Here is a 22,705-nt window from a genome sequence, read left to right on the forward strand (position 1 = left end):
ACATGACAGAAACAGCCACTAACACCTCTGACACCAGTACTTCTGACCTGATGGTCGAGATGCGCAACGTCAATAAGTGGTACGGCGATTTTCACGTACTGCGTGATATCTACCTTGAGGTAAAACGCGGCGAACGTATCGTGGTTTGCGGCCCCTCGGGCTCGGGAAAATCAACGCTGATTCGCTGCATAAACCACCTTGAAGAGCACCAAAAAGGTGAAATTGTGGTGGGCGGCGTACCGCTGACCCAAGACGTTAAGCGTATTGAGCAGATTCGTCGCAGCGTCGGCATGGTGTTTCAGCACTTCAATCTGTTCCCGCATTTATCAGTGCTGGAAAACTGCTGTATCGCACCCATGTGGGTTCAAAAGAAGCCCCGAAAGGAAGCCGAAGCGCTGGCCATGGAGTACCTAGAGCGGGTGCGCATTGCTGAGCAGGCGACTAAGTACCCTGGGCAGCTCTCGGGCGGACAGCAGCAGCGTGTCGCAATTGCCCGCTCGCTGTGCATGCACCCCGACGTGATGCTGTTTGACGAGCCCACCTCCGCTCTCGACCCTGAGATGATCAAAGAGGTCCTCGACGTTATGGTGGAGCTAGCGAAAGAAGGCATGACCATGATCTGTGTGACCCACGAAATGGGCTTCGCCAAAACCGTCGCCGACCGGGTGATCTTTATGGATCAGGGGCAAATCATTGAAGAGAACGCGCCAGAGCCCTTCTTCAACAACCCGCAGTCTGAACGTACTCAGCTGTTCTTAAGCCAGATTCTGGGGCATTAATACACAGCCCCAGCGACAAAGCAGCTGTGGATAAGTATGTCATTATGGGTCTCACTTGAGGCCCATAATGGTTAACAGACTTTAAAAAAACATCATGTCATCGCGAGCGTCGCGCGGCGATCTTGAGGTGATCCTGCTACTACAAACAAGATTGCTTCGTCGCTCCGCTCCTCGCAACGACATCATTCAAAAAAGGATAAAAGCATGATTGAAAAGCTGTTTATCGACCGCGCGCCACAGCCTATCGCACCGTTTTCTCATGCCTGCCGCGTAGGTGACCTGGTGTTTATCACGGGGCAAATGCCGACGGTGCCAGAGACGAACGAAATGCTGTTGGGTACCTTTACCGAACAGACCCACCGGGTAATGCAGAACCTGGCGATTGTGCTGGAAGAAGTCGGTAGTGCCTTCGAGTATGTGGTGCAGTCCCGGGTATTTATTACCAATATGGGTCATTTTGACGAAGTGAATAAGGTTTACGCGAGCTACTTTCCGCAGCCTCTACCTACCCGCACCTGCATTGGAGTGACAGGCTTAGCCGGTGGTGCCGATGTGGAAGTCGATATGATCGCCTGGATTCCACCGTCGCAGCAATAAACCTTATCAGTAGCCGCTTTCACGGTTGCCAGTGCGCCACAACGCGATTTCGCCCCGCCTCTTTGGCGGCATAGAGCGCTTGGTCGGCCTGGGCAACGGCTACTGCCTGACAGTGGTCTAAATCACTGGTGAGCGCCAGAGGGGCAATTCCCACGCTGACGGTGAGTGTCACCATCAGCGGCGTTTGCGAATCACCCACCGTCAGATAAAACGGCTTCTGGGCTATTCGTTGGCGAATACGCTCACCCAACTGGACTACCTGTTGGTGCGATAAATCACCCGCCGTAACGGCAAACTCTTCACCACCGAGCCTTGCCAGACAATCCTCGGGCCGCAGGGCATCATGGACGCGCTTTGCCATCTCCACCAGCAGCGCATCACCCGCGGGATGACCGTAGCGATCATTGATATGTTTGAAGTAATCAATATCAATCATCAGCAAATAATAGACTGTTGCTACAGGCCGTTCATTGAGCTGCGCTAAGTGATTAGCCAAGCCACGCCGATTGCGCGTGCCGGTCAAGGCATCAAACTCCGCCGCTGCCCAGGCCTGCTCTTCGCTCTTTTTGCGTTGGCTAATATCGATGACTAGACCGCCAATACGCGCCAAGTAGCCATCGTCGGAGTAGTAGCTTTCCATCACCAGCTCGTGCCAGCGCCACTGCCCTGATGCGACCTGGAGCTGCACATCAATACGGCATTGGGTTTGCAACCGCTGATGACATTCACGAATCACACCAAACACCCGTAAGCGGTCAGCGGGCATGGCATGGGCCAGTAAGCGACGCAGCGGGAGCCTAGCGTAATCGCCAGGATAACCCAGCGAAATCAGCAACGCCGAAGAGCACCAGGTGGCGCCGCTGCGCGTGTTGATCTCCCAGGTGCCACAGGCGGCAACCTGCTGCAGCAGATCAACCTGACGCTGTCTGCGGGTAAGCTGCTGACGATAAATAGCCGAGGCGATTAGTTCGGCGCCGATCACTAGCGCCTGTAACCCCGCCCCCTCCCAGTCAACTTCGCGCTCACAGTCATCAAAGCCCAAAGTGCCCCACCACTGACCATCCACCATAATCGGAACGGTCACCATCGACTGAATCGATTGGCTTTCCAAATTGTCGCGCAGCGTTCCCAGATCCACCTTCGAGGTAATACAAGTGTGGGAGTCACCGCGCTCCCGACGATTGACCATTTCCTCATACTGGGGATCGTCGATCAGCGTGGTAAAAAAGCGAAAGCGTTTTTGCGTTCGCTCACGGTAGTGCGATGCAGATGCCCACTCAAAAACAAAATCCTGCAGGACACCGTCTGGGTTACGCTCTATGGTTTGAAATATCCACACCCGATTGACACCCGACGCTTCCCCTAGCGCCGCTAATAGCTGATCAACACCCTCACTCCAAAAGTGCGCGTCGATTAGTGCACGGCTGCCTACGGCAAGGGCATTTAGCAGGCTCGGTGCATCCGGCGAGAAAGGAGCAAGCATAACAAGTTCTCTTTACTTTTCTTAGAGACTAGCACACAGCTTTTAGCGGATTACACGCCATGCCCATAAAGAGTGATGCTAGCGGGTGCTAACGGAGTTTGCTCACGGTGGGTCGTCAACGGTTTCCCGGCCAGTGCAGTCAGCAGGATTTGCAGCGGATCACCGTGACTGACAAGCAGGATGGTTTCGCCGCTTACCTGTTGTTCCCAATCAGCTATTACTGCTTGCATACGTTGTGCCACCGCGCTCAAGGTTTCCACCTGATGGTGGCGATGCTCGGCATCTTCGGCATCTAACGCCCACACGCTGGGATAGTGCTCGTCTCCCAGGCCTTCTAAGTCACCAAAATTCCGCTCTCGCAAGCGCATATCCACGCTGGGTACTAACCCGAACTTAACGGCTACTCGGGCAGCAGTTTGCGTGGTACGCAAAAAGTCTGAATGCACCATTCGAGTCGGCACAGCCCACTGCCAATCAGCAACGAGCTGGGCAAGTTGTTGCTCGCCATATTCAGAAAGACCGAAGTTTTCTATTCCTCGCTCAGGCGAGCTGACAATCACGCCCTGCTGATTGGCCTGACTATGACCGTGGCGCATTAATAAATAGCGGTTGCGCCAATGGTCGGAGAGTGGATGTAAAGTATTTGACATAAGTTTGTCACAAACCCTAGATTGAATGTGTCTGCTTTCGAAAATAACCATCCTTGGCGCGGAATGTCCACTTACGAAACATTTTTCGTTTTCACTAGTGGCAAAACGCAGCAAAGGAAACACAGTTCGATCCATAGCAAGAACACAACAATAACGCACAAACGAGGCTTACCATGGCAACTTCGCTTTTCCGCAAGCGCCCGCTTGCGATGCTTACCGCAGCATCACTCTTACCGCTCGCCCTACTCACTACGCCCGCTTTCGCTGAATGTGAACGCGGTGATTTAGATACTATTTACTGCGATGAAAATGGCGATATGGTCGCTGACCGCCCTGCCGATGAGTCTGAGTGGGCTAATCCAGACACGCTGATTTTTGCATACACCCCCGTAGAAGACCCGGCTATTTATTCGGACATCTGGCAGCCGTTTATCGATCACTTGGCTGAGGTTACCGAGCGCGATGTGCGCTTCTTTGCGGTTCAGTCCAACGCTGCTCAAGTTGAAGCTATGCGCAGCGGGCGGCTACATATCGCCGGTTTCTCCACTGGCCCTACGCCGTTTGCGGTGAACTTGGCCGGGGCCGTGCCGTTTGCGTTAATGGGCTCTGATGACGGCCAATTTGGCTACACCCTGCAACTCTTTACCCATGTCGACTCTGATATCCATGAGGTCGAGGATCTCAAAGGCAAGCGTGTCGCCCACACCTCTCCAACGTCCAACTCGGGTAACCTAGCCCCTCGCGCACTGCTGCCTGAACTAGGTATCACTCCCGATGAGGATTACGAAGTGGTCTACTCGGGCAGTCACGACCAATCCATGCTTGGCGTTGTGGCCCAAGACTACGATGCGGCTCCGGTCGCTTCCGAAGTAGTCGAACGCATGGCCGCACGCGGTCTTTACGATGAAGAGGACGTGCGTCTGATCTACGAATCCGACCGTTTCCCCACCACCTCGTACAACTATGCGCACAACCTGCACCCCGATTTGGTCGAGAAAATCGAAGAAGCCTTCTTCAGCTTTGATTTTATCGGTACCGAGCTAGGCGAAGAGTTTGAGGGCGTCGAGAAATTCATACCCATCAACTACCAAGACAACTGGCAGGTGATTCGTACCATCCAAGCGGCCAATAACGTGAGCTATACGCCAGAAAACTTGGAAGAGTAAACGTAGCGCACCGCCGCTGGCGGTGCGGTTATTGTCTCGACGATGGAAGCGGACACATGCTGGAAATTACCAATCTGGTCAAACGTTATGGCCACGATGAAGCCGTGCTGAAAGGGCTTGACCTCAAGGTAGAGGGAAACAGCGTTGTTTCTATCGTAGGCGCCTCGGGTGCAGGTAAAAGCACCATGCTGAGATGTATTAATCGCTTGGTTGAGCCAACTTCGGGCTCCATCAAACTCAACGGCAACGAGCTAGTGAACCTTAAAGGCGCCGAGCTGCGCCGCGCGCGCCGTAAAATCGGCATGGTGTTCCAGGGCTTTAACCTGCTGGATCGCTTAACCGTGATGGAGAACGTGCTGGCCGGACGGCTGGGTTACGTCAATCTCTATCAAGCGATATCGCGCCGCTACCCCCAGACAGATATTGAGCGTGCGTTTGTACTGATGGAGCGGGTGGGCATTGCTCATTACGCCAACAAGCGTGCTGATGAGCTTTCAGGCGGCGAGCGCCAGCGGGTAGGCGTGGTGCGCGCTCTAATGCAGGAACCTGAAGTGCTGCTCGCCGATGAGCCCACCGCCTCACTAGACCCGCGCACTTCTGAGCAGATTATGGTTCTGCTGCAAAGCTTGGCCAGCGAGCTGTCGCTGCCGGTGCTTATCAACATCCATAACGTTGCTCAGGCCAAAACCTACACCGAGCGCATCGTGGGTCTACGCCACGGCAAGATGATATTTGATGGCTTACCTGCCGACTTCAATAAAGACGCGTTAGACGCCATTTACGGCGGCATTGAAGCGCCGGACGACGCGATCACCGATACGCCAGCGGAGGAGCACACCCATGACTCCGCCTGACGCCCCTTCTACAGCGCCGCGCACCTGGAAAAAGCCGCCGTTTATTGCCAACCCTGTGCTGCGCTATGGGCTGATCATCGTCGCGGTCATCTACTTGGTCTGGGCCTTCGGCTCGCTGCCATTCAACTGGGCGCGTATCTCTGAAGGGTTGCCCCGCGCAGCACGTATTTTTAGCGGCGGCTTCCCGCCCAATTTAGAGCGCTACGAGCTACTGATTACTGGCTTTAAAGAGAGCTTCCAAATCGCCATTTTGGCGACTTTGATGGGGGTTTTGCTCTCTATTCCGTTTGCCGTGATGGCGGCGCGTAATATCGCCCCAATGCCTATCTATGTTATTGGCCGCGCAGTGATTATTGTATCGCGCAGCTTTCATCCCGTAATCGTGGCAATTCTATTTGTGGCCGCGGTTGGGTTTGGGCCGCTAGCAGGGATTTTGACCCTAACCCTCTACTCCGTCGGCTTCGTAGGCAAACTGCTGGCCGAAGAGATAGAGGAGATTAACTGGGGCCAGGTAGAAGCCATGAAAGCCGCCGGGGCGGGCTATGTGGCGATTCTGTTCTATGCCGTTTTTCCGCAGATACTGCCACGCCAAGTGGGGCTTTCCATGTACCAACTGGACAGCAACTTGCGCGCATCAGCAGTGGTTGGAATCGTGGGGGCAGGCGGCATTGGCGGTACGCTAATGAATGCCTTTGGACGCTACGACTACGATTTCGCCTTTGCGATTCTGCTCATTATCATCGCGGTCATTTTGCTCAGTGAAGGTGTCAGCGGCTGGGTAAGGAAAAAAATATGGTAGATCACGCACAGCAGCTTGCCGACCGGGTTTGGCAACGCTACGACCGCAAACAGCGCCTTATACGTTACGCCGTTCTGCTAGCAACCTTGATGTTAGTGGTTTGGGCGGTGCGCGATATTGATATTTTCTGGCCCTGGGTATGGGACGCGCCCAATCAAATCTCCGCGCTGGGCGCGCGCATGTGGCCGCCCAGCCCAGCTGGGCTAAATGGCATTATCGCCGCGCTGATTGAAACCGTGCATATCGCTACGCTGGCTACTTTCTTAACCATCTTCTTGGCGCTACCGGTGGCCTACATTGCCGCCCAGAACACCACGCCTAACCGCGCCTGCCTGTGGCTGGGGCGCTTTATCCTGGTCTCCAGCCGTTCGGTGAATACCATTATCTGGGCACTGCTGTTTGTAGCGATTTTTGGCCCCGGTGTCTTAGCGGGCATTCTCGCCATTGTGTTTCGCTCCATTGGTTTTATCGGCAAGCTAATGGGTGAAGCAATAGAGGAGATTGACCGGCGCCCGGTAGAGGCGATGGAAGCCACCGGGGCCTCCAAGGCCAAAGTGGTCGCCTACGCGATTGTGCCCCAGGTCATGCCCGCGTTTTTTGCCATCGTCATCCTGCGTTGGGATATCAATATTCGTGAATCGACGGTGCTTGGTTTAGTGGGTGCGGGCGGTATTGGGGTCATCCTGCAAGGTGCCATTGATACCTTCGCCTGGCCCACCGTAGCGACCATTTTGATTGCCATTATTGTGCTGGTGCTGATTGGTGAAGCGGTCACCAGTCTGCTGCGTAGCAAGGTGCTGTAACCCACGTTGCTTAAGCCGAGGCAAGCGTTTGACCTAACGCCAAACGCTTGCCATGGTTAGATGACCACCAACGACATGGAGTATGCACAGCGATGACAACCTATATCGTGGTAGCCGATGCCGCCCGCGCACGTATCTTTACTCGTGATGCCTTGACGCTGGCGGAACAGGAGAGCTTGGTTCACGCAGAAGGACGGCTGCATGAAGGTGATTTGATCACCGACCGTCGCGGTGATGTGCACGAGTCGATGTCTAGCACGGCACGCTCTTCCGGCGAAGAGGGAGCGGCCTCCAAACATGAAAACGAGCTGTTCGCTAAAGAGGTCGCCAACCGCCTGTATAGCGCCCGGGTGGATAACAGCTTAGAGAAGCTGATTATGGTCGCACCGCCCAAATTTTTAGGCCTCTTACGGGATAAGCTCGATGGTCCCACGCAGAAGCTGGTGATTCACTCCCTATCAAAAGATCTAAGTAAAGCGTCACTGGCCGATATCCAACATGCGGTTAGCGATTTACGCTAGCAATATCTGAAACTTAAAGCCAATTCAAGGTTAAAGAAAGGGTCGCTCTCGCCGATAGCCTAGAAGACATTATAAACGGTACCTCCCCAAGTACTGACATGCACTTCGACGTCGAGAGCGACCATGTTATCTACCCTCCGAGCACGTATTTTATTAGCCGCTTTAGTGGCGATCACCCTCGCTCTGGTAATTAACGGCATTGCCAGTTACACCACGGTAAAACACCATAATGATCAACAAATAACCCGTAACCTTAACGCCGTGGTTAGCGGCAATAGCAGCGCACTCCACGAATGGATGGAGTCGCGTAGTACCATGCTAACAGGTATGAAAGAAGCTGCCGCTAGTAGCAACCCTCGTGCTGCGCTGCGCCAGTTAACGACCTCTGGCGATTTCATGGCCACTTATATAGGTTATGCCGAAAGCGGTGAAACAATTTTCTTCGACGGGTGGGAGCCACCTGCAGATTTTGATCCTCGCTTGCGTCCTTGGTATCAAGCAGCTGAAAACGCCGAAGACACCATTGTTACTGCCCCCTATGTTGATGCCCAAAGCGGCGACCTTGTCGTTACCTTTGCCCGGCCGTTTTACCAAAACAAACAGCTACAGGCGGTAATAGGCGCCGACGTAAACATCAGCAATATGGTGGCCATAGTTGATGGTATATCTCCTACTCCTTCCAGCTTCGGTTTCCTGGTAACAGGTGATGGCACACTAGTTGCCCATCCCAATAGTGAGCTTACGCTCGAGCCATCTACCACCTTGAGTAATGAATTAAACGCCGCTTATTTACAACAGCTTGCATCCGCTACTAACCCCCAACAAATAACTCTTGAGGAGAGCAGCAAGCTACTACTTAGCCGACCTGTGGGCGGCAATAGCGATTGGCAATTGGTGGTCGCGCTGGATGAAGCCGAGGCAACCGCTGGCCTGCGCGCGATAGCTACGACGTCGATAATCACGCTACTAATTGTGGCAGCGATCACTGCGGTAGTATTTGGCTTACTGCTTTCATTGCTGCTGCGCCGTTTGTTGGTTGCGCGTGACGCGATGGATAACATAGCTTCAGGGGATGGCGACTTAACCCAGCGCCTTCCCGAACAGGGCAATGATGAGGTGGCTCAAATTGCCAGCGCCTTCAACCGTTTTGTAGGCAAAATGGAAGCCGTACTCACGGATGTACGCACCAGCAGCGAATCCGTTCACCACGCGGCCAACGAGATCGCCATGGGCGGCCAGGATTTATCCCGTCGTACCGATAACGCTGCCTCTAGCCTGCAGCAAACATCCGCCTCGATTGAACAAATCACCAGTACCGTGCAGCACACCGCCGCCTCAGCTCAGGAAGCCAACAAGCTCTCTCAGACTGCTTCTGAAGTGGCCAACGAAGGCGGGAAAGTCGTGGCGGATGTGGTGACAACCATGGAAGACATCACTCGCGCCTCCGATAAAATCGGTGAAATCGTCACGCTAATGAACAGCATTTCCTTCCAGACCAACCTGCTGGCGCTTAACGCTTCAGTGGAAGCCGCCCGTGCTGGCGAGCATGGCCGAGGTTTTGCCGTGGTGGCCGATGAGGTACGCAAGCTGGCCGGTCGCAGCAGCGATGCCGCCAACGATATCCAAAAGCTGATCGAAGATTCACAAAGCAAGGTGAATAACGGCACCAACTTGGTGCGAAATGCCGGAACCACTATGCAGGATATCGTCGCGCACATTACCCGCGTGACCGATGTATTGGAGGAGATCAATGCGGCCACCAGCGAACAGAGCGATGGCATCAATCAGGTCAACATTGCGGTTGCCGAACTGGATCGCATGACCCAGGAGAACGCGGCCATGGTGGAAGAGTCCACGACCGCCGCCGAACAACTAAAAGAACAGGCCGATCACCTGTCAGGCACGATTAGCAGTTTCAAGCTGTCACAACACCCGCCTGCGCCCTTAACATCAAACTCGGCCAAGGCTTTGGCAGCATTTTGAGTGATTAAGGAATTGGCGGCAGCGCAATATCGTCGCTACGCTTGGCTCCGGCCGTCATTTCACGGCACAGGCGCAGGAATTCGCGCACGCCGGTGGTGAGGTACTTATGCCGGTGCCAAATAAACGTGAATTGACGCTTTAGATCCAGCTCCGGCGTGGGCAGCGGCACCAAGCTGCCGCGCCGGAAGGCATCACGCAGCGCCAGGCGCGAAACACAGCCAATCCCCAGCCCCGACTCCACGGCACGTTTAATACCTTCCGTATGCTCTAACTCCAGCAAGGTGTTAAACCGACTGCGGCGGTGGCGGGCGGCGTGCTCCAGGGTCATGCGGGTGCCGGAGCCCTCTTCGCGCATAATCCAGTCCTCTCGCAGCAGCTGCTCAAGTTCAAGATGCTCGCGACCTGCCAGCGGGTGGCGCGGCGAGCAAAACACACACAGCTCATCTTCCACCCAAGGCTGGCTAATGATCATGTCATCGTCGCACTGCCCCTCAATCAAGCCTAAATCCAGCGAGTGCTGGCGCACGCCTTCGATAATATGGCGCGTATTGCGTACCGCCAAGCGCACCCGGCTGCCGGGGTGGCGCTGCATAAAGTCGCTGATGAGCAGCGTGGCGAGGTAGTTACCAATGGTCAGCGTGGCCCCTACGTCCAGCGAACCAACCCCTTTCTGGCCACGTAGCATCTCTTCAATCTCTTCACCGCGATCAAGCAGCGCCACCGCTTTGGGCAACAGCTGAAAACCCAGTGCATTGAGTTTTAATCGTTTTCCGATCCGATCCAGCAGTTGGCAGTCGAACTGCCGCTCAAGCTCCGCAAGCGCCGTGCTGGTCGCCGACTGAGACATAGCCAGCGCCCGCGCCGCATGGGAGACGCTCTCATGTTGGGCAACCGCCACAAAGACTTCCAACTGCCGCAAGGTGTAATGCATAGAGTCTGACCTGTATTTGATCTATATCTATTTTTCAGATAACTGTTATCAATATAATTCGCTTAACAGATATACCACTCTTTGCTTAGACTTGCTGGCAACATATTTAATCTTTTTTATTCTTTTTAAGAATATGACCGATGCGGTCTAGCGCCAGCATCGACTAATGGAGAAAACGGCATGAGTAAGTTTGCTCTGGAAGAAGTGCTTAGCGTTCATCACTGGAACGACACCCTGTTCAGCTTCCGCACCACCCGTGAGCGTAGCCTGCGCTTCAAAACCGGTCAGTTTGTGATGATTGGCTTGGAAGTGAATGGCAAACCACTGATGCGCGCTTACTCGATTGCCAGCCCTAACTACGAAGACCACCTTGAGTTCTTCAGCATTAAAGTGCCCGACGGCCCGCTCACTTCACGCCTCCAGCACCTGAAAGTGGGCGACCAGATTATGGTCAGCCGCAAGCCCACCGGCACACTGGTCACCGACGACCTGCTTCCCGGCCGCAACCTGTATATGCTTTCCACCGGTACCGGTTTGGCGCCGTTTATGAGCTTGATTCAGGACCCTGAAGTATATGAACGTTATGAGAAGGTAGTACTGGTGCACGGGGTGCGCGAAGTCTCGGAACTGGCCTACGCCGACTTCATCACCAAAGAGCTGCCAGCCCATGAATACCTGGGTGAAGACATTGCTGAAAAGCTGGTCTACTACCCAACCGTTACTCGGGAAGAATTCCACACCATGGGACGCCTGACCGACCATATTCGTTCGGGCAAGCTGTTTGAAGATACCGGCCTCCCGCCCATCGATCCGCGCCAGGATCGCGCGATGATCTGCGGCAGCCCCGCCATGCTGGACGATACCAGCGCACTGCTAGACGAGCTGGGCTTGAATATTTCGCCGCGCATGGGCGAGCCGGGCGACTACGTCATTGAGCGTGCGTTTGTCGAGAAATAAGCGCTCGACTAACCAGTAGCTAATCAAAAACCCCCGCTGATCGGTTTGAAGATATAAACCGACCAGCGGGGGTTCTGCATTCTGGCGCGTTTAAACCGCGTCTTTACCCGTTTCGCCAGTACGGATACGAATCACCTGCTCCAGCGGCATCACAAAGATTTTGCCGTCGCCGATTTTACCCGTGTTCGCCACCTGGGTGATGGCATCGATCACCTGTTCGGCCATCTCGTCGTCCACGGCGACTTCTAGCTTCACCTTGGGCAGGAAGTCCACCACATACTCAGCGCCGCGATACAGTTCGGTATGCCCTTTCTGGCGCCCAAAGCCCTTCACTTCCGTCACCGTAATACCCTGCACGCCGATGTCGGAGAGCGACTCGCGCACATCGTCGAGCTTAAACGGCTTGATAATAGCTGTGATCAATTTCATTACCATTTCCTCTAACTGGGTGGCCGTAATGGGGTCGGGTTGAACAGCTGCGAGTGCCGCAACCGATAACCGCTGACCACCAGCATACACCGCTATCGGCAGAGAATAAAAAAGCCTCCCACTTTAGGGGAGGCTATAAGGAGCACACCAGCTCACTAAGTCAGCATTAAATTATTTCTTAATACCGCTGTTTATTTCTTAATACCAAACTCTGGGTAGGCTTCGAGACCGCACTCTGCGATATCAACGCCTTCATACTCTTCTTCTTCGCTAACCCGGATGCCCATGATGGCTTTCAAGATTAGCCATACCACCAGGCTTGCCAGGAAGACCCAACCAAAGATACCTGCAATACCGATGATCTGAGCACCAAATGATGCGCCGTCATTGGTCAAAGGCACCGCCAGTACGCCCCAGATACCGACAACACCGTGTACAGAGATCGCACCGACCGGATCATCTAGCTTCAGCTTATCGAGGGTAACGATCGCAGCCACCACGATGATGCCACCTACTGCACCGATAATAGTGGCACCCAGTGCAGTCGGGGAGAGCGGATCAGCGGTAATGGCGACCAAACCCGCCAGTGCACCGTTCAACGCCATGGTCAGATCCGCTTTACGGAACCACAGTTTGGCCAGAATCAGCGCGGCAATCACACCACCCGCCGCCGCCGCGTTAGTATTAACAAATACTTGCGCCACATTGTTAGCAGAATCGACAGCCGCCAGCTTGAGTTCAGAGCCGCCGTTAAAACCGAACCAGCCCATCCACAGGATGAAAGTACCCAAGGTAGCCAGCGGCATGTTGGCACCCGGAATCGCGTGGATAGAGCCGTCTTTGCCGTATTTGCCTTTACGTGGGCCTAGCACGATCACACCCGCTAGCGCTGCAGCTGCACCGGCAAGGTGCACAATGCCTGAACCCGCATAGTCAGAGTAGCCTACTTCAGACAACCAGCCGCCGCCCCAGGTCCAGTAGCCAGACACCGGGTAGATAAACGCGGTCATGACAACGGCAAAGGCTAGGAATGCCCACAGTTTCATGCGCTCAGCCACGGCACCCGACACAATCGACATGGCCGTCGCAACGAATACCACCTGGAAGAAGAAGTCAGAACGCATAGAATAGTAAGGCGCGTCATCGCCGCCAGCAGTAACCGCATCCACACTGTTTTCAGCGCCAATCAGGAAGCCCAGATTGGGTAGGAAGCCGCCAGCGCTGCTGGAATACATAATGTAGTAACCCACCAGCAGATACATGGTGCAGGCAATCGCAAACAGCGCAATGTTCTTGGTGAGGATCTCTGCGGTGTTCTTGGAGCGTACCAAGCCCGCTTCTAACATGGAGAAGCCTGCCGCCATCCACATGACGAGCACGCCGCAAATTAGAAAGTAGAACGTATCGAGCGCGTAGCTCAAATCAGCTAACTCATTCATAAGGTGTTCCCCGTTATATTATGAGAAGTTACACGTGCTAGTTGTAAGTACTAAAGTTGTAAGTACCAAAGGTAGCTAGACGTGGAAGACAACCTGGCCAGCCGTCATTAAACGGCGTCGGCGCCGCGCTCACCGGTACGGATACGGATCACGTCTTCCAGTGGCGTAACAAACACCTTGCCGTCGCCGATCTTGCCGCTGTTAGCCGCGCTACAGATCGCATCCAATACACTCTCTAAACGGGCGTCGTCCACGGCCACTTCAACTTTTACCTTGGGTAGAAAGTCGACGACATACTCCGCGCCGCGATACAACTCGGTATGCCCTTTTTGACGGCCAAAACCTTTAACTTCGGTGACCGTAATACCCTGAACGCCGTTGTCGGCTAATGCCTCACGAACGTCGTCGAGCTTAAATGGCTTGATGATAGCGGTGATGAGTTTCATCCCGGATCTCCCCTGCTGGATAAGTCTTGCTAGATTGGTAGCGGCGCAGCCGCCAGAATAAGCACCTGAACCGATAATGCGCATACTGTGCCAGCTGACTTTTTTTTCTTATAAGTCAGCTAATTAGTCGACAAGCAAAGCGCTCTACAGCGCTAAGACTGGGCAAGTCCATTCGCACACCCCAGCTATTGCACCAAAAAAGGGCGTAAGCAAAAGTTGCTTGCTTCATTTCGATGCAAACCACGCGTTCAGCAGTAAAAGCACGTGATACATGCGAATTCGCCAACTGTTGCGTATCCTTACCGGTAAGCAATTTTATATATGTTCATTTATTGAGTTATTAAGGAGAGAGCAGCTATGGCGCCTCAAGACCGCATTAGCCGATTGGCCCAGCAGATTGGTGACCGTTTACAAAACGCCTCCCAGGCGCCGGAAGATATTCAAAAGGGCGTGCAACAAGTCGTGCGTGGCGCCTTTGACCGCCTGGAGCTTGTCTCGCGGGAGGATTTCGACATTTTGATGGATGTACTGCAGCGCACCCGTTCGCGGGTAGAGGCGTTAGAGCGCCAAGTCGCCAACCTTGAAGCAGCCGTTGAAGCCTCCACGGAATCCGCTGACACGCCAATGGAAGCAGAAGTACCGCCCACGCCCACTCCAGAGCCTTCTAGCCACCCGGATGAAGATGATAAACCCGCCTAAACGTTAGAGCTCATATCGGCAATAGCCTGCTTTCCTCTATTGCCGATACCCCCACGGCTAGCACTGCTACCTCTAGATGATTTCTCGCGGATAATTTCTAGTGACCTCACTCAACCGATAAACACGAATCAATATCATTGACATTTTGCCTGCCAATGGTACCTTCCTCGTATCACAGCCCTCTTCAAGCCCACTGCTAGCTTGTGAACGACGGCTTCAATAAGCCATGTCGACAAAGATAGCGTGTAAGCACCAAGACAGGGCAAGCCTGCGTTGACTCAGCAACTCGATGGTAGTTGCCAGCACAGAACCTTTCTTACTGACGAATCACCTTAAGCACCGATGCGCCAATTTGATGCACATCCATAAAGGCGCGAGCCCCATGACCTCCATCGCCGCTCATCCAATTTCGGGCCCAAAGCCGCAACTCCTTACCTCCCAAACGTTGCAGCAGTTAGGGTTGCGCTTCGGTATCGATTACCGAATCGATGGCATATCTGCTGGGTTGGCGCCCGTCGCTCAAGGCAGTGTTCACGATGTTAGCCTTCCCGATTCACTACACCTAACGCTCTCCGACCTGCAGGTAGAGCGCACCTACTGGTCAGCCTCTCGCCAATCGGTGCCCTGGTTTATTAGCGTGGTGCTGGAGGGCCATATTACTGCCTCCTTAGATAGCCAGTGCTTTGCATTAACAGCAGGCGATGGGTTGTGCGCCCACTTCAATTACCAGCACTCGCTCACCGTATGCCAGCCCGCGCAGTCACGCCTACGTACGGTAAACCTCGCCGTCCTCGCCACACAGCCCCATGGTCTCCCCTTACCACCCGCTAAGCCGCTGCTGCACCACTGGCGGCTGCCTGAATCGCTCATCAATGCTCTACGCGCCACCATTGATCACCCTGCCAGCGCCTGCCGACAACCGCTGGTATGGCAAGGGCTAGCGCTGCAACTACTCGGCCACGGTTTGCCGTTGGGCCCACAGCCGACGTTGGCGGCATACTCTGCATCTCAGCGCCCCAAAACTCGCTTAACCCCGCGTGACCGCCAGTGCCTTGAGCAGCTGCATCAGCGCATCGCCGACCAGCCAACGCTTACCTATTGTTTGAATGACTTGGCTCACGATGCGGCAATGAGCCCCAGCAGCCTGCGCCAGAAGTTTCGCGCCTGTTACGGCTATTCTGTGTTTGATCACCTTCGCCAGTGCCGCTTGGTGCTGGCGTATCGCGACCTGCAGCGCGGCTATAGCGTGCAGCAAACCGCTCACGCCTGTGGCTACCGCCACGCCACCAATTTTGCCACCGCCTTTAAGCGGGCTTTTGGCATTGCTCCCCATGAAGTACTTAACCGTCACTAAGACCGCTGCGTTATTTTTGGAGCGATAAGCTCCTCTGTTGGACGGTTTTTGGCACTACGCATACCCCTTTTGCCATTTCGCATACCTTTCATCCGCGATTAAGCGCAATAATTCTCATTAACACATCGGTTAATTGATTCTTATTGCAGGTACTTCCCATGTCCTTTACCCCTCACCGCTTTTTAAACGCCCCGTTCTTACTGCGTTCTCCACTCAGTGCCGCCGTTATCGCCGCACTGGCGGTATCTCCGCTGTACGCTCAAGAAAGCACAGAGCTGGGAACTGTCACGGTCACTGCCCAACAAGCCGCCACAAAAGTGGAAACGCCCACCATCGAAATACCCCAGAGCGTGTCAACAATCACCCGCGAGCAGATGGATAACCGCGGAGTGAGTACCGTGCAACGCGCCACCGACTACACACCCGGCGTCTACAGCAACCAAATTGGCGCCTCCAACCGCTTTGATTACCTTGTACTGCGCGGGTTTTCTGACGGCAGCTTGAGCAACACCTTTTTGGATGGCCTCAAGGTCATGGGCGACGCTAACTCTCATAGCAGTATGCGCATCGACCCATGGTTTTTAGAAAGCATTGAAGTAGTGCGTGGGCCCGCCTCGGTGCTCTATGGACGCGCCTCCCCTGGCGGTGTGGTCGCCCTAAACAGCAAGCGTCCAGAGTTCGAACAGAGCGGTGAGCTGCGTTTTCGGGTGGGCAATAATAACCAGCGTAGTGCCGCTTTTGACCTCACCAGGCCTATTGGCGAAGAGCAGCGGGTGGCCTTTCGCCTAACCGGCATAGCCAGCGCCGCGGATACCCAGTTCGGCCCGGCAGAAGAGCAGCGCTACGCCTTTGCGCCGCGGCTAACCTGGGACATCACCGAAGACACCAGCCTAACCCTAGAAGCCTACCTGCAGAATGAGCCAGAAGGCGGCTACCACTCCGGCGTACCCTATGAGGGGGCCGTGGTTGCCCATAATGACCGCAAGATCAGCAACAACTTCTTTGATGGTGAAGAGGATTACGACGCCTACGAGCGCACCCAACGCATGGTCGGCTACGCCCTTGAGCACCGCTTCAACGACCAGGTGACCGGCCGCCAGTTGATGCGCTACCTCAATGCCGACGTGGTGCTCAATCAGGTCTACGGCTTTGGCTGGACTTCACCGACCTCTGATGAGCTCACTCGCTACTACTCCGGCAGCGATGAATCGCTGGAAGCCTGGACGCTCGAAAACCAGTTAGAAGCCAACATTAGCAGCGGCTTTATGGATCACACGCTGCTGTTCGGAGTGGATTACCAGCAGCGGGAAAACGAGGTGTCATGGCCTTCGGGCGTCTTTCCTGCCATTGACGCCTTTAACCCTGTGTATGGCGCAGACCCTAGCGCCCCGCTTTATCAGCCATTGGGCGAACGCCATGAGATCGACCAGACCGGGGTTTACCTACAAGACCAGATAGCCCTCGATAACTGGCGCTTTACCTTGGGCGGCCGATACGACTGGGTTAATATCGACAATACCAACCGCGATAGCGGGGATACCAGCTCCCTCAACGATACCCAGTTCAGTGGCCGTGCCGGAATGGTCTACCTATTCGATAACGGCATCGCGCCCTACCTGAGCTACTCCACCGCCTTTACCCCCACCAGTTTCGTGGATGAGAATGGCGATCTGCTTCAACCGATGGAAGGCGAACAGTTGGAAACCGGCGTCAAATTCCAACCAAACGGCGGCGCCAGCCAGTACAGCGCCGCGCTGTTCCTCATCAGCCAGGAGAATGTGGCCACCAAAGAGCAGCCCACCGACCCTTACCGCGCCGTGGGTGAAATCGAATCCCAAGGACTGGAGCTGGAAGCGCAAACCCAGCTAACGGATACTCTCTCGCTCCAGGCAGGCTACAGCTTCACCGATATCACCTACGCCAAAAGCGATGACGGCAACCAGGGCAATAACGCCATTTACTCCCCTCGGCACCAAGTACAGCTCTGGGGCCACTACAAGGCCAACGACGGCTGGCTAAACGGCGTGGATATGGGTGTCGGCGTACGCCACTACGCGGATATCGCCGCTGACCGAGCTAATACCGAAACCGTGCCCGACTACACCCTGGTGGATGCCACCATTGGCTACGACCTAAGCCAACTCGGCGTTGAAGGCGTCGAAACACGCTTAAACGTGAACAACCTGCTGGATAAAGAGTACGTGGCCTCCTGCAATTCTCTGGAGTACTGCTACTTCGGCGCCGAGCGTGGTGTAACCGGCAGCGTGCACTATCGTTTCTAACTATTCTCTCTAGGCATTATTAAGTGCTTGAACCCGCCCAGGCCACCGCGCCTGGGTAGGTTTTTCTTTGAGCGCATGTTTGCAAACAATAAATATTATCGTTTAAATACATCTCTTATTTTTCTGGATGGCCTCTCACCACCATGCGCCACACCAACCTGCTCTCTTTGCTCGCGCGCTGCGGGCTGTTCGTCGTTTGTATGCTGACCGTTGCTACCGCCCACGCCCAGTGGGCAACGGTGGACTGGACCATCGCCGAAACCCTGTTAGCGATCAATGCGCCTGTCAGCAGCGTTGCTCAGCAGAGCGATTATCACCAGTGGGTGGGCGAGCCGCACATACCCGACAACGTCACCGATATGGGGCTACGCACCCAGCCTAATTTAGAACTTTTGGCCCAAGTCCCCCCCAAACAAACGCTAATCTCACCCATGTTCGCTGGTTTGAAGCCACGCTTGGAGAGAATCGCCCCGGTTACCTCGTTCGCGCTCTACTCTCCCGGCACCAATACCTGGCAAGAGATGCAAACCCTGACCCGACAGCTAGGCGAATTAACCGAGCGGCAGCCCCAAGCAGAAGAACTAATTGAAGAAACCCAAGCTTTGATGACCAGGCTGCGCGAATCCCGGCCCCTCTCACAGTCAAAAATCGCGCCGCTCTTGATGGTGCAGTTTATGGATGCCCGTCACGTGCGGGTGTTTGGGGAGAACAGCTTATATAACGCGGTGCTTGAACAACTGGCGCTGCCCAATGCCTGGGATCAGCCCACCAATGCCTGGGGGTTTGCGCTGGTGGGGATTGAAGCGCTGGCGCGCTACCCCGAAGCAACGCTGGTGATCATCGACCCGCTGCCCGCCGGGGTCGAAGAGCAGCTTGCAAAAAGCGGCTTGTGGCAGCAACTCCCCAGCGTTAAACACGACAATCTGGTTCACTTGCCGCCCGCCTGGAGCTTCGGTGCACTCCCCTCCGCCCAGCGTTTTGCCCAGGAACTGATTACTGCGCTAGAAGCAGATCCTGCGGTTAGTAACTAAGTCGGCAAGTAAAAACCGTGACGCTACCAAAGCGTTCTTAATTACGATAGGTTAAGCACTTAAGATTAAATAGCTTCTGCTTACATTGGGTTAAAGCTTTTAGCAAACAACAGCGAGGGAGTGCAATGACGCTAGCCATTGTAGCCACGCGGGCAGGCGTAGGTTTAGATGCACCGACGGTGCATGTTGAGGTGCATCTGGCCAACGGCTTGCCGGGCCTGACGCTAGTGGGCTTGCCAGAAACGGCGGTAAAAGAGAGCCGCGAACGGGTGCGCAGTGCGCTAGTCAATGCGGGTTTCGATTTTCCCAATACCCGCCGTATTACCTTAAACCTCGCCCCCGCTGATCTGCCTAAAGAGGGTGGCCGTTTTGATCTGCCCATTGCACTAGGTATTTTGGCCGCCTCCGGGCAAATTCCGGTGGAAGCGTTAGAAGGCATGGAGTGTGCTGGCGAGTTAGCCCTGGATGGCAAACTGCGCGCCGTGCCTGGAATACTCCCTTTTGCCCTGGCCACACGGCGGGCAAAGAAAGCGTTGATTGTTCCCCGCGACTGCGCCGATGAAGCAGCTCTGGCAGGCGATTTGCCGGTGTTGCCTGCGGACACTCTCTGGCAAGTCGTGGCGCACTTACTTGATCAAGAGAAGATTCCTCCGCACAAGCTCAGCGCCTCGGTAAAAACCACCGCCCCAGTGGATGACCTCGCCGATGTGCGCGGCCAGCAGCAGGCGCGCCGTGCGCTGGAAGTCGCTGCCGCCGGTGGCCATAACCTGCTATTCGCAGGCCCGCCGGGTACCGGCAAAACCATGCTGGCCAGCCGCCTGCCGGGTATTCTGCCGCCGCTTTCCGAAGAGGATGCCCTGGAAGTCGCTGCCGTGCGTTCGGTTTGCGGGCTACCGCTGGAAGCCGACTGGGGTAAGCGGCCATTTAGGCAGCCACACCACAGCGCCAGCGGCGCCGCCCTGGTTGGTGGCGGTTCAAAACCCAAACCCGGCGAGATATCCCTTGCTCACCACGGCGTGCTGTTCTTGGACGAACTGCCGGAGTTTTCCCGTCACGTGCTAGAGGTGCTCCGCCAGCCGCTGGAGAATGGGTGATATGATTACCAAACTTTTTCTAGCTCATTGGCTTAGGAACCCAGCCCATGCCTACAGCTTATGCTTACGTTCGGTACTCATCCGCCATTCAAGCCGATGGAGACAGCATTGAACGACAGACAACACCGCTAGCCCTGTTCTCAAAGCGTTTCGGTGTTGAAATCGCCCAGACCTTCATAGACGAAGGGGTCTCCAGCTTCAAAGGCGACAACATTAAACGTGGTCGATTCCGCGACATACTCGAAATGATCGAGAGTGGAGAAATAAGGTCAGGCAGTTTTCTGGTGATCGAGAGCATTGACCGGATCTCGCGCCAGCAGATGGACGAGACAGCGACACAGCTTTACGAAATTCTCAAGAAGGGAATCAACATATATACCACCGCAGATGAGCGGTTATATTCGATTAAGGATAAGAAAAAAGACTTAGAAAATTACATGATGATTGGCTTGATTGCGAAACGAGCCAACGAAGAAAGCGAGATGAAAAGCCGTCGTCGCAAATCGGCTTGGCGCCGGGCAAAACGGGCGGTCAAGGAAGACAATAAGATTTTCAACACATCGAATAACACCCCCTATGGTTTGCGGGTTGTAGACGGTAAGTTTGAAATCGTGGAGGAAGAAGCGAAGGAAATCCGCGACATATTCGACCGCCTGAAATACCAAGGGGTATTAACCACAATCCGCGAAGTTAATAAGTATTCTAAGCGAAAATGGGCCAATCGAACCGTCCATATGATGCTAGAAAGCAAATATGTCATCGGGGTTTATCGCTCCCAGCGCCGTGAAAACGGAAAGAAGGTTTTCGAGGAAAATATCGAAGGGTATTACCCCGAAATCATTAGTGCTAAGGACTACTACGAAGCCGTAGGAGCCATGAAAAAGCGGGCTAGTAAAACCCATTATGGGAACGAAAGCACTGGAAGCCTGAACATATTCAAGCACTGCATAAAATGCGAAAAATGCGGTCAATCAATGAGGTTTTATCGCGGTAAAAACTCACAAGGCAAGCAGTTTGCCTATGTTGCTTGTGAAACAAAAAAAGAGTTTGGAAGCCAAAAATGCAAAGAACAGGTGTTCCGTTTTGATTATGCCGTTGGCACATTGCTGAAATACCTACGTGGAATGTATTACCAACATCTTGAAGGTTTGGATTATGCGCCGAGCCTTGGCAATACCGACCATTTACCCTCTGATGAAAACACGAGGATACTGGAACAGAATCTACCCACCCAGGCACCCCCTGAAAGCTTACAGAAGGCCGATGGGCTGTTTCTTGATATGATGAGAAGGGTAGAGACTGGAAACGTCTCAGAAGTGGAAAATAAACAGCGTGAGCTAGCACAGGCTAAATCAAAGCTTGCTAATCTTATCGAGTCGGTTGAAGCCTTCGGTGGAAAAATCCCCACACATATTATGAAGTCGCTGGGCGAGACTGAGGAAAATGTTGAAGCTCTTGAAAAAGAGCTAAACACAATGGAGGCAACCAAGGCTGAAAGCTTGGATATTATCCATTTTGATGAGTTTCTTGAATTACTTCACAGCGAACGAGGCAGGCAACGAATTAACCGCTTTTTTAAAGATGGTGACTATAAGTTTTATTTTAAATATGACAAAGGCTTTAGAACCGTTTACATGGCAATTAAGCGAAATAATGAAATTGTTGGCAGGAACGGCGAAAGCTTCACACTGCATCACCCGCTTTTGAGAGACTTTGGGATCAAGAATTATAATGATTTAGGGGTTAAATAATGAAAACGCCAGCTTAATCGCTGGCGTATTTTTCAGTTGGCAACTTTTTGTTTTCCATTTTGAAGAATGCTTCTCATTTCTGATTCTCTTTCTTCAGACTTAGCTAACTGATGAGTAAGATTTTTTTCAGAAGCCTCCAAAACAGCTATTCTTTGACTTAGCTGATTTATTTTATTCGATAAAATTTTATTTTCTTCATTTGATTTACCAACTTCACTTTCTAAAGTCGTTATTTCTGCTAGATTCTGCTCTGCTTCTTTTTCCAATATTTCAACGGCTTCCCTAGATTCCGAAGCTTCTTCCTCTAACCTCTCCCTAGTCTCTTGAAGGACTTTTCTATCTTCATTCAGCTTGTCGTTGGCTAGATGAGTGGCCTCTTTCCAAACTGATGAAATTAAAATTTTAACTTTTTCATCTAGTGAATCAGGTATTTCAACTTCAATAAAACTATTATCGGTTTCCTGTGCTTCCCGCCAGATTTTCATAGCTTGGCCTATTGTGGAGAAGCTCCCGCTTCCTAACTCATTGCGAACAGCATTTAAAGTTGGCTTTATACCTTTATCAGATAACTGGTTAGCTATTTCGTGTATACGTTCGTTTGTTATATTCATATTTATTACCTCTTGTATTATTTGTATTGTTGTAGTATTTGTATGG

At 53.6% G+C, this 22,705-nt stretch carries 21 protein-coding genes and 1 pseudogene; 15 read left to right on the plus strand and 7 right to left on the minus strand.

Translation table 11 applies throughout. The features are described 5' to 3' along the window. The first annotated feature begins 2 nt into the window (after nt 1–2). Both QHL1GM_RS11680 and QHL1GM_RS11685 read left to right on the plus strand, forming a co-directional pair. Nucleotides 3–779 carry an amino acid ABC transporter ATP-binding protein gene (locus QHL1GM_RS11680; protein WP_302847861.1) on the plus strand — a complete coding sequence of 259 codons (777 nt, stop codon included), beginning with the start codon at nt 3–5 and terminating at the stop codon, nt 777–779. Between the two features lie 204 nt (nt 780–983). Beyond that, complete coding sequence (locus tag QHL1GM_RS11685; RefSeq protein ID WP_022521312.1) at nt 984–1,376, plus strand: RidA family protein; 393 nt, start codon at nt 984–986, stop codon at nt 1,374–1,376. A 19-nt stretch (nt 1,377–1,395) separates the two neighbouring features. On the opposite strand, the gene QHL1GM_RS11690 is transcribed toward QHL1GM_RS11685, so the two are convergent. Further along, nucleotides 1,396–2,859, minus strand: a complete 1,464-nt coding sequence (locus QHL1GM_RS11690; RefSeq protein ID WP_071694633.1) for a sensor domain-containing diguanylate cyclase — start codon at nt 2,857–2,859, stop codon at nt 1,396–1,398. Nucleotides 2,860–2,909: 50 nt separating this feature from the next. Then, a complete protein-coding gene (locus QHL1GM_RS11695) occupies nt 2,910–3,509 on the minus strand; it encodes a histidine phosphatase family protein (protein WP_071694634.1) in 600 nt (199 codons plus the stop codon). A gap of 173 nt (nt 3,510–3,682) precedes the next feature. On the opposite strand from QHL1GM_RS11695, the gene phnD reads away from it, so the two are divergent. The 6 genes from phnD to QHL1GM_RS11725 all read left to right on the plus strand — a co-directional run bounded on the left by phnD (nt 3,683) and on the right by QHL1GM_RS11725 (nt 9,635). Next, on the plus strand, nt 3,683–4,675 hold the full coding sequence (gene phnD, locus QHL1GM_RS11700) for a phosphate/phosphite/phosphonate ABC transporter substrate-binding protein (protein ID WP_071694635.1): 993 nt from the start codon (nt 3,683–3,685) through the stop codon (nt 4,673–4,675). 56 nt (nt 4,676–4,731) lie between these two features. Beyond that, on the plus strand, nt 4,732–5,529 hold the full coding sequence (phnC, locus tag QHL1GM_RS11705) for a phosphonate ABC transporter ATP-binding protein (protein ID WP_071694636.1): 798 nt from the start codon (nt 4,732–4,734) through the stop codon (nt 5,527–5,529). After that, nucleotides 5,516–6,328, plus strand: a complete 813-nt coding sequence (gene phnE, locus QHL1GM_RS11710; RefSeq protein WP_071694637.1) for a phosphonate ABC transporter, permease protein PhnE — start codon at nt 5,516–5,518, stop codon at nt 6,326–6,328. Before phnC ends, phnE (QHL1GM_RS11710) begins: the two co-directional genes overlap by 14 nt. After that, a complete protein-coding gene (gene phnE / locus QHL1GM_RS11715; protein ID WP_071694638.1) occupies nt 6,322–7,131 on the plus strand; it encodes a phosphonate ABC transporter, permease protein PhnE in 810 nt (269 codons plus the stop codon). Before phnE (QHL1GM_RS11710) ends, phnE (QHL1GM_RS11715) begins: the two co-directional genes overlap by 7 nt. Before the next feature lie 92 nt (nt 7,132–7,223). Further along, nucleotides 7,224–7,652: a host attachment protein gene (locus QHL1GM_RS11720; protein ID WP_071694639.1), complete on the plus strand. Its 429-nt coding sequence runs from the start codon at nt 7,224–7,226 to the stop codon at nt 7,650–7,652. A gap of 123 nt (nt 7,653–7,775) precedes the next feature. Further along, nucleotides 7,776–9,635, plus strand: a complete 1,860-nt coding sequence (locus tag QHL1GM_RS11725) for a methyl-accepting chemotaxis protein (RefSeq protein ID WP_071694640.1) — start codon at nt 7,776–7,778, stop codon at nt 9,633–9,635. A gap of 4 nt (nt 9,636–9,639) precedes the next feature. Here the strand turns inward: QHL1GM_RS11725 and QHL1GM_RS11730 are convergent, their stop codons facing one another. Then, entirely contained in the window at nt 9,640–10,566 is a 927-nt protein-coding gene (locus tag QHL1GM_RS11730) for a LysR family transcriptional regulator (RefSeq protein WP_071694641.1), read from the minus strand. Between the two features lie 180 nt (nt 10,567–10,746). On the opposite strand from QHL1GM_RS11730, the gene QHL1GM_RS11735 reads away from it, so the two are divergent. Further along, the gene (locus QHL1GM_RS11735) at nt 10,747–11,523 is read left to right on the plus strand and encodes a ferredoxin--NADP reductase (RefSeq protein WP_071694642.1); all 777 of its coding nucleotides are present in this window, start codon (nt 10,747–10,749) and stop codon (nt 11,521–11,523) included. A 90-nt stretch (nt 11,524–11,613) separates the two neighbouring features. Here QHL1GM_RS11735 and glnK read toward each other — a convergent pair whose 3' ends face one another. From glnK to QHL1GM_RS11750, 3 genes are all read right to left on the minus strand, one after another. Then, nucleotides 11,614–11,952: a P-II family nitrogen regulator gene (gene glnK / locus QHL1GM_RS11740; protein ID WP_071695990.1), complete on the minus strand. Its 339-nt coding sequence runs from the start codon at nt 11,950–11,952 to the stop codon at nt 11,614–11,616. Between the two features lie 191 nt (nt 11,953–12,143). Next, nucleotides 12,144–13,391 (minus strand): ammonium transporter, encoded by a 1,248-nt coding sequence (locus tag QHL1GM_RS11745; RefSeq protein WP_071694643.1) that lies wholly within the window; start codon nt 13,389–13,391, stop codon nt 12,144–12,146. 107 nt (nt 13,392–13,498) lie between these two features. Then, nucleotides 13,499–13,837, minus strand: coding sequence for a P-II family nitrogen regulator (locus tag QHL1GM_RS11750; RefSeq protein WP_007112359.1), 339 nt, complete (start codon nt 13,835–13,837; stop codon nt 13,499–13,501). 357 nt (nt 13,838–14,194) lie between these two features. Between QHL1GM_RS11750 and QHL1GM_RS11755 the strand changes: the two genes are divergently transcribed. The 6 genes and pseudogenes from QHL1GM_RS11755 to QHL1GM_RS11780 all read left to right on the plus strand — a co-directional run bounded on the left by QHL1GM_RS11755 (nt 14,195) and on the right by QHL1GM_RS11780 (nt 22,048). Beyond that, a complete protein-coding gene (locus QHL1GM_RS11755; protein WP_071694644.1) occupies nt 14,195–14,536 on the plus strand; it encodes an accessory factor UbiK family protein in 342 nt (113 codons plus the stop codon). Nucleotides 14,537–14,918: 382 nt separating this feature from the next. Then, complete coding sequence (locus tag QHL1GM_RS11760; protein WP_071694645.1) at nt 14,919–15,890, plus strand: helix-turn-helix transcriptional regulator; 972 nt, start codon at nt 14,919–14,921, stop codon at nt 15,888–15,890. Nucleotides 15,891–16,048: 158 nt separating this feature from the next. Further along, nucleotides 16,049–18,172, plus strand: coding sequence for a TonB-dependent siderophore receptor (locus QHL1GM_RS11765; RefSeq protein ID WP_071694646.1), 2,124 nt, complete (start codon nt 16,049–16,051; stop codon nt 18,170–18,172). A 143-nt stretch (nt 18,173–18,315) separates the two neighbouring features. After that, nucleotides 18,316–19,203 carry an ABC transporter substrate-binding protein gene (locus tag QHL1GM_RS11770; protein WP_071694647.1) on the plus strand — a complete coding sequence of 296 codons (888 nt, stop codon included), beginning with the start codon at nt 18,316–18,318 and terminating at the stop codon, nt 19,201–19,203. Between the two features lie 125 nt (nt 19,204–19,328). Beyond that, nucleotides 19,329–20,288, plus strand: a pseudogene (locus QHL1GM_RS11775) (YifB family Mg chelatase-like AAA ATPase); the annotation flags it as partial. A 56-nt stretch (nt 20,289–20,344) separates the two neighbouring features. After that, entirely contained in the window at nt 20,345–22,048 is a 1,704-nt protein-coding gene (locus tag QHL1GM_RS11780) for a recombinase family protein (protein WP_071694648.1), read from the plus strand. 32 nt (nt 22,049–22,080) lie between these two features. Here the strand turns inward: QHL1GM_RS11780 and QHL1GM_RS11785 are convergent, their stop codons facing one another. Further along, the gene (locus QHL1GM_RS11785; protein WP_071694649.1) at nt 22,081–22,659 is read right to left on the minus strand and encodes a DNA-binding protein; all 579 of its coding nucleotides are present in this window, start codon (nt 22,657–22,659) and stop codon (nt 22,081–22,083) included. Nucleotides 22,660–22,705 lie beyond the last annotated feature (46 nt).

It is taken from the genome of Halomonas sp. QHL1 (genome assembly GCF_001882345.1).
GTDB lineage: Bacteria > Pseudomonadota > Gammaproteobacteria > Pseudomonadales > Halomonadaceae > Vreelandella.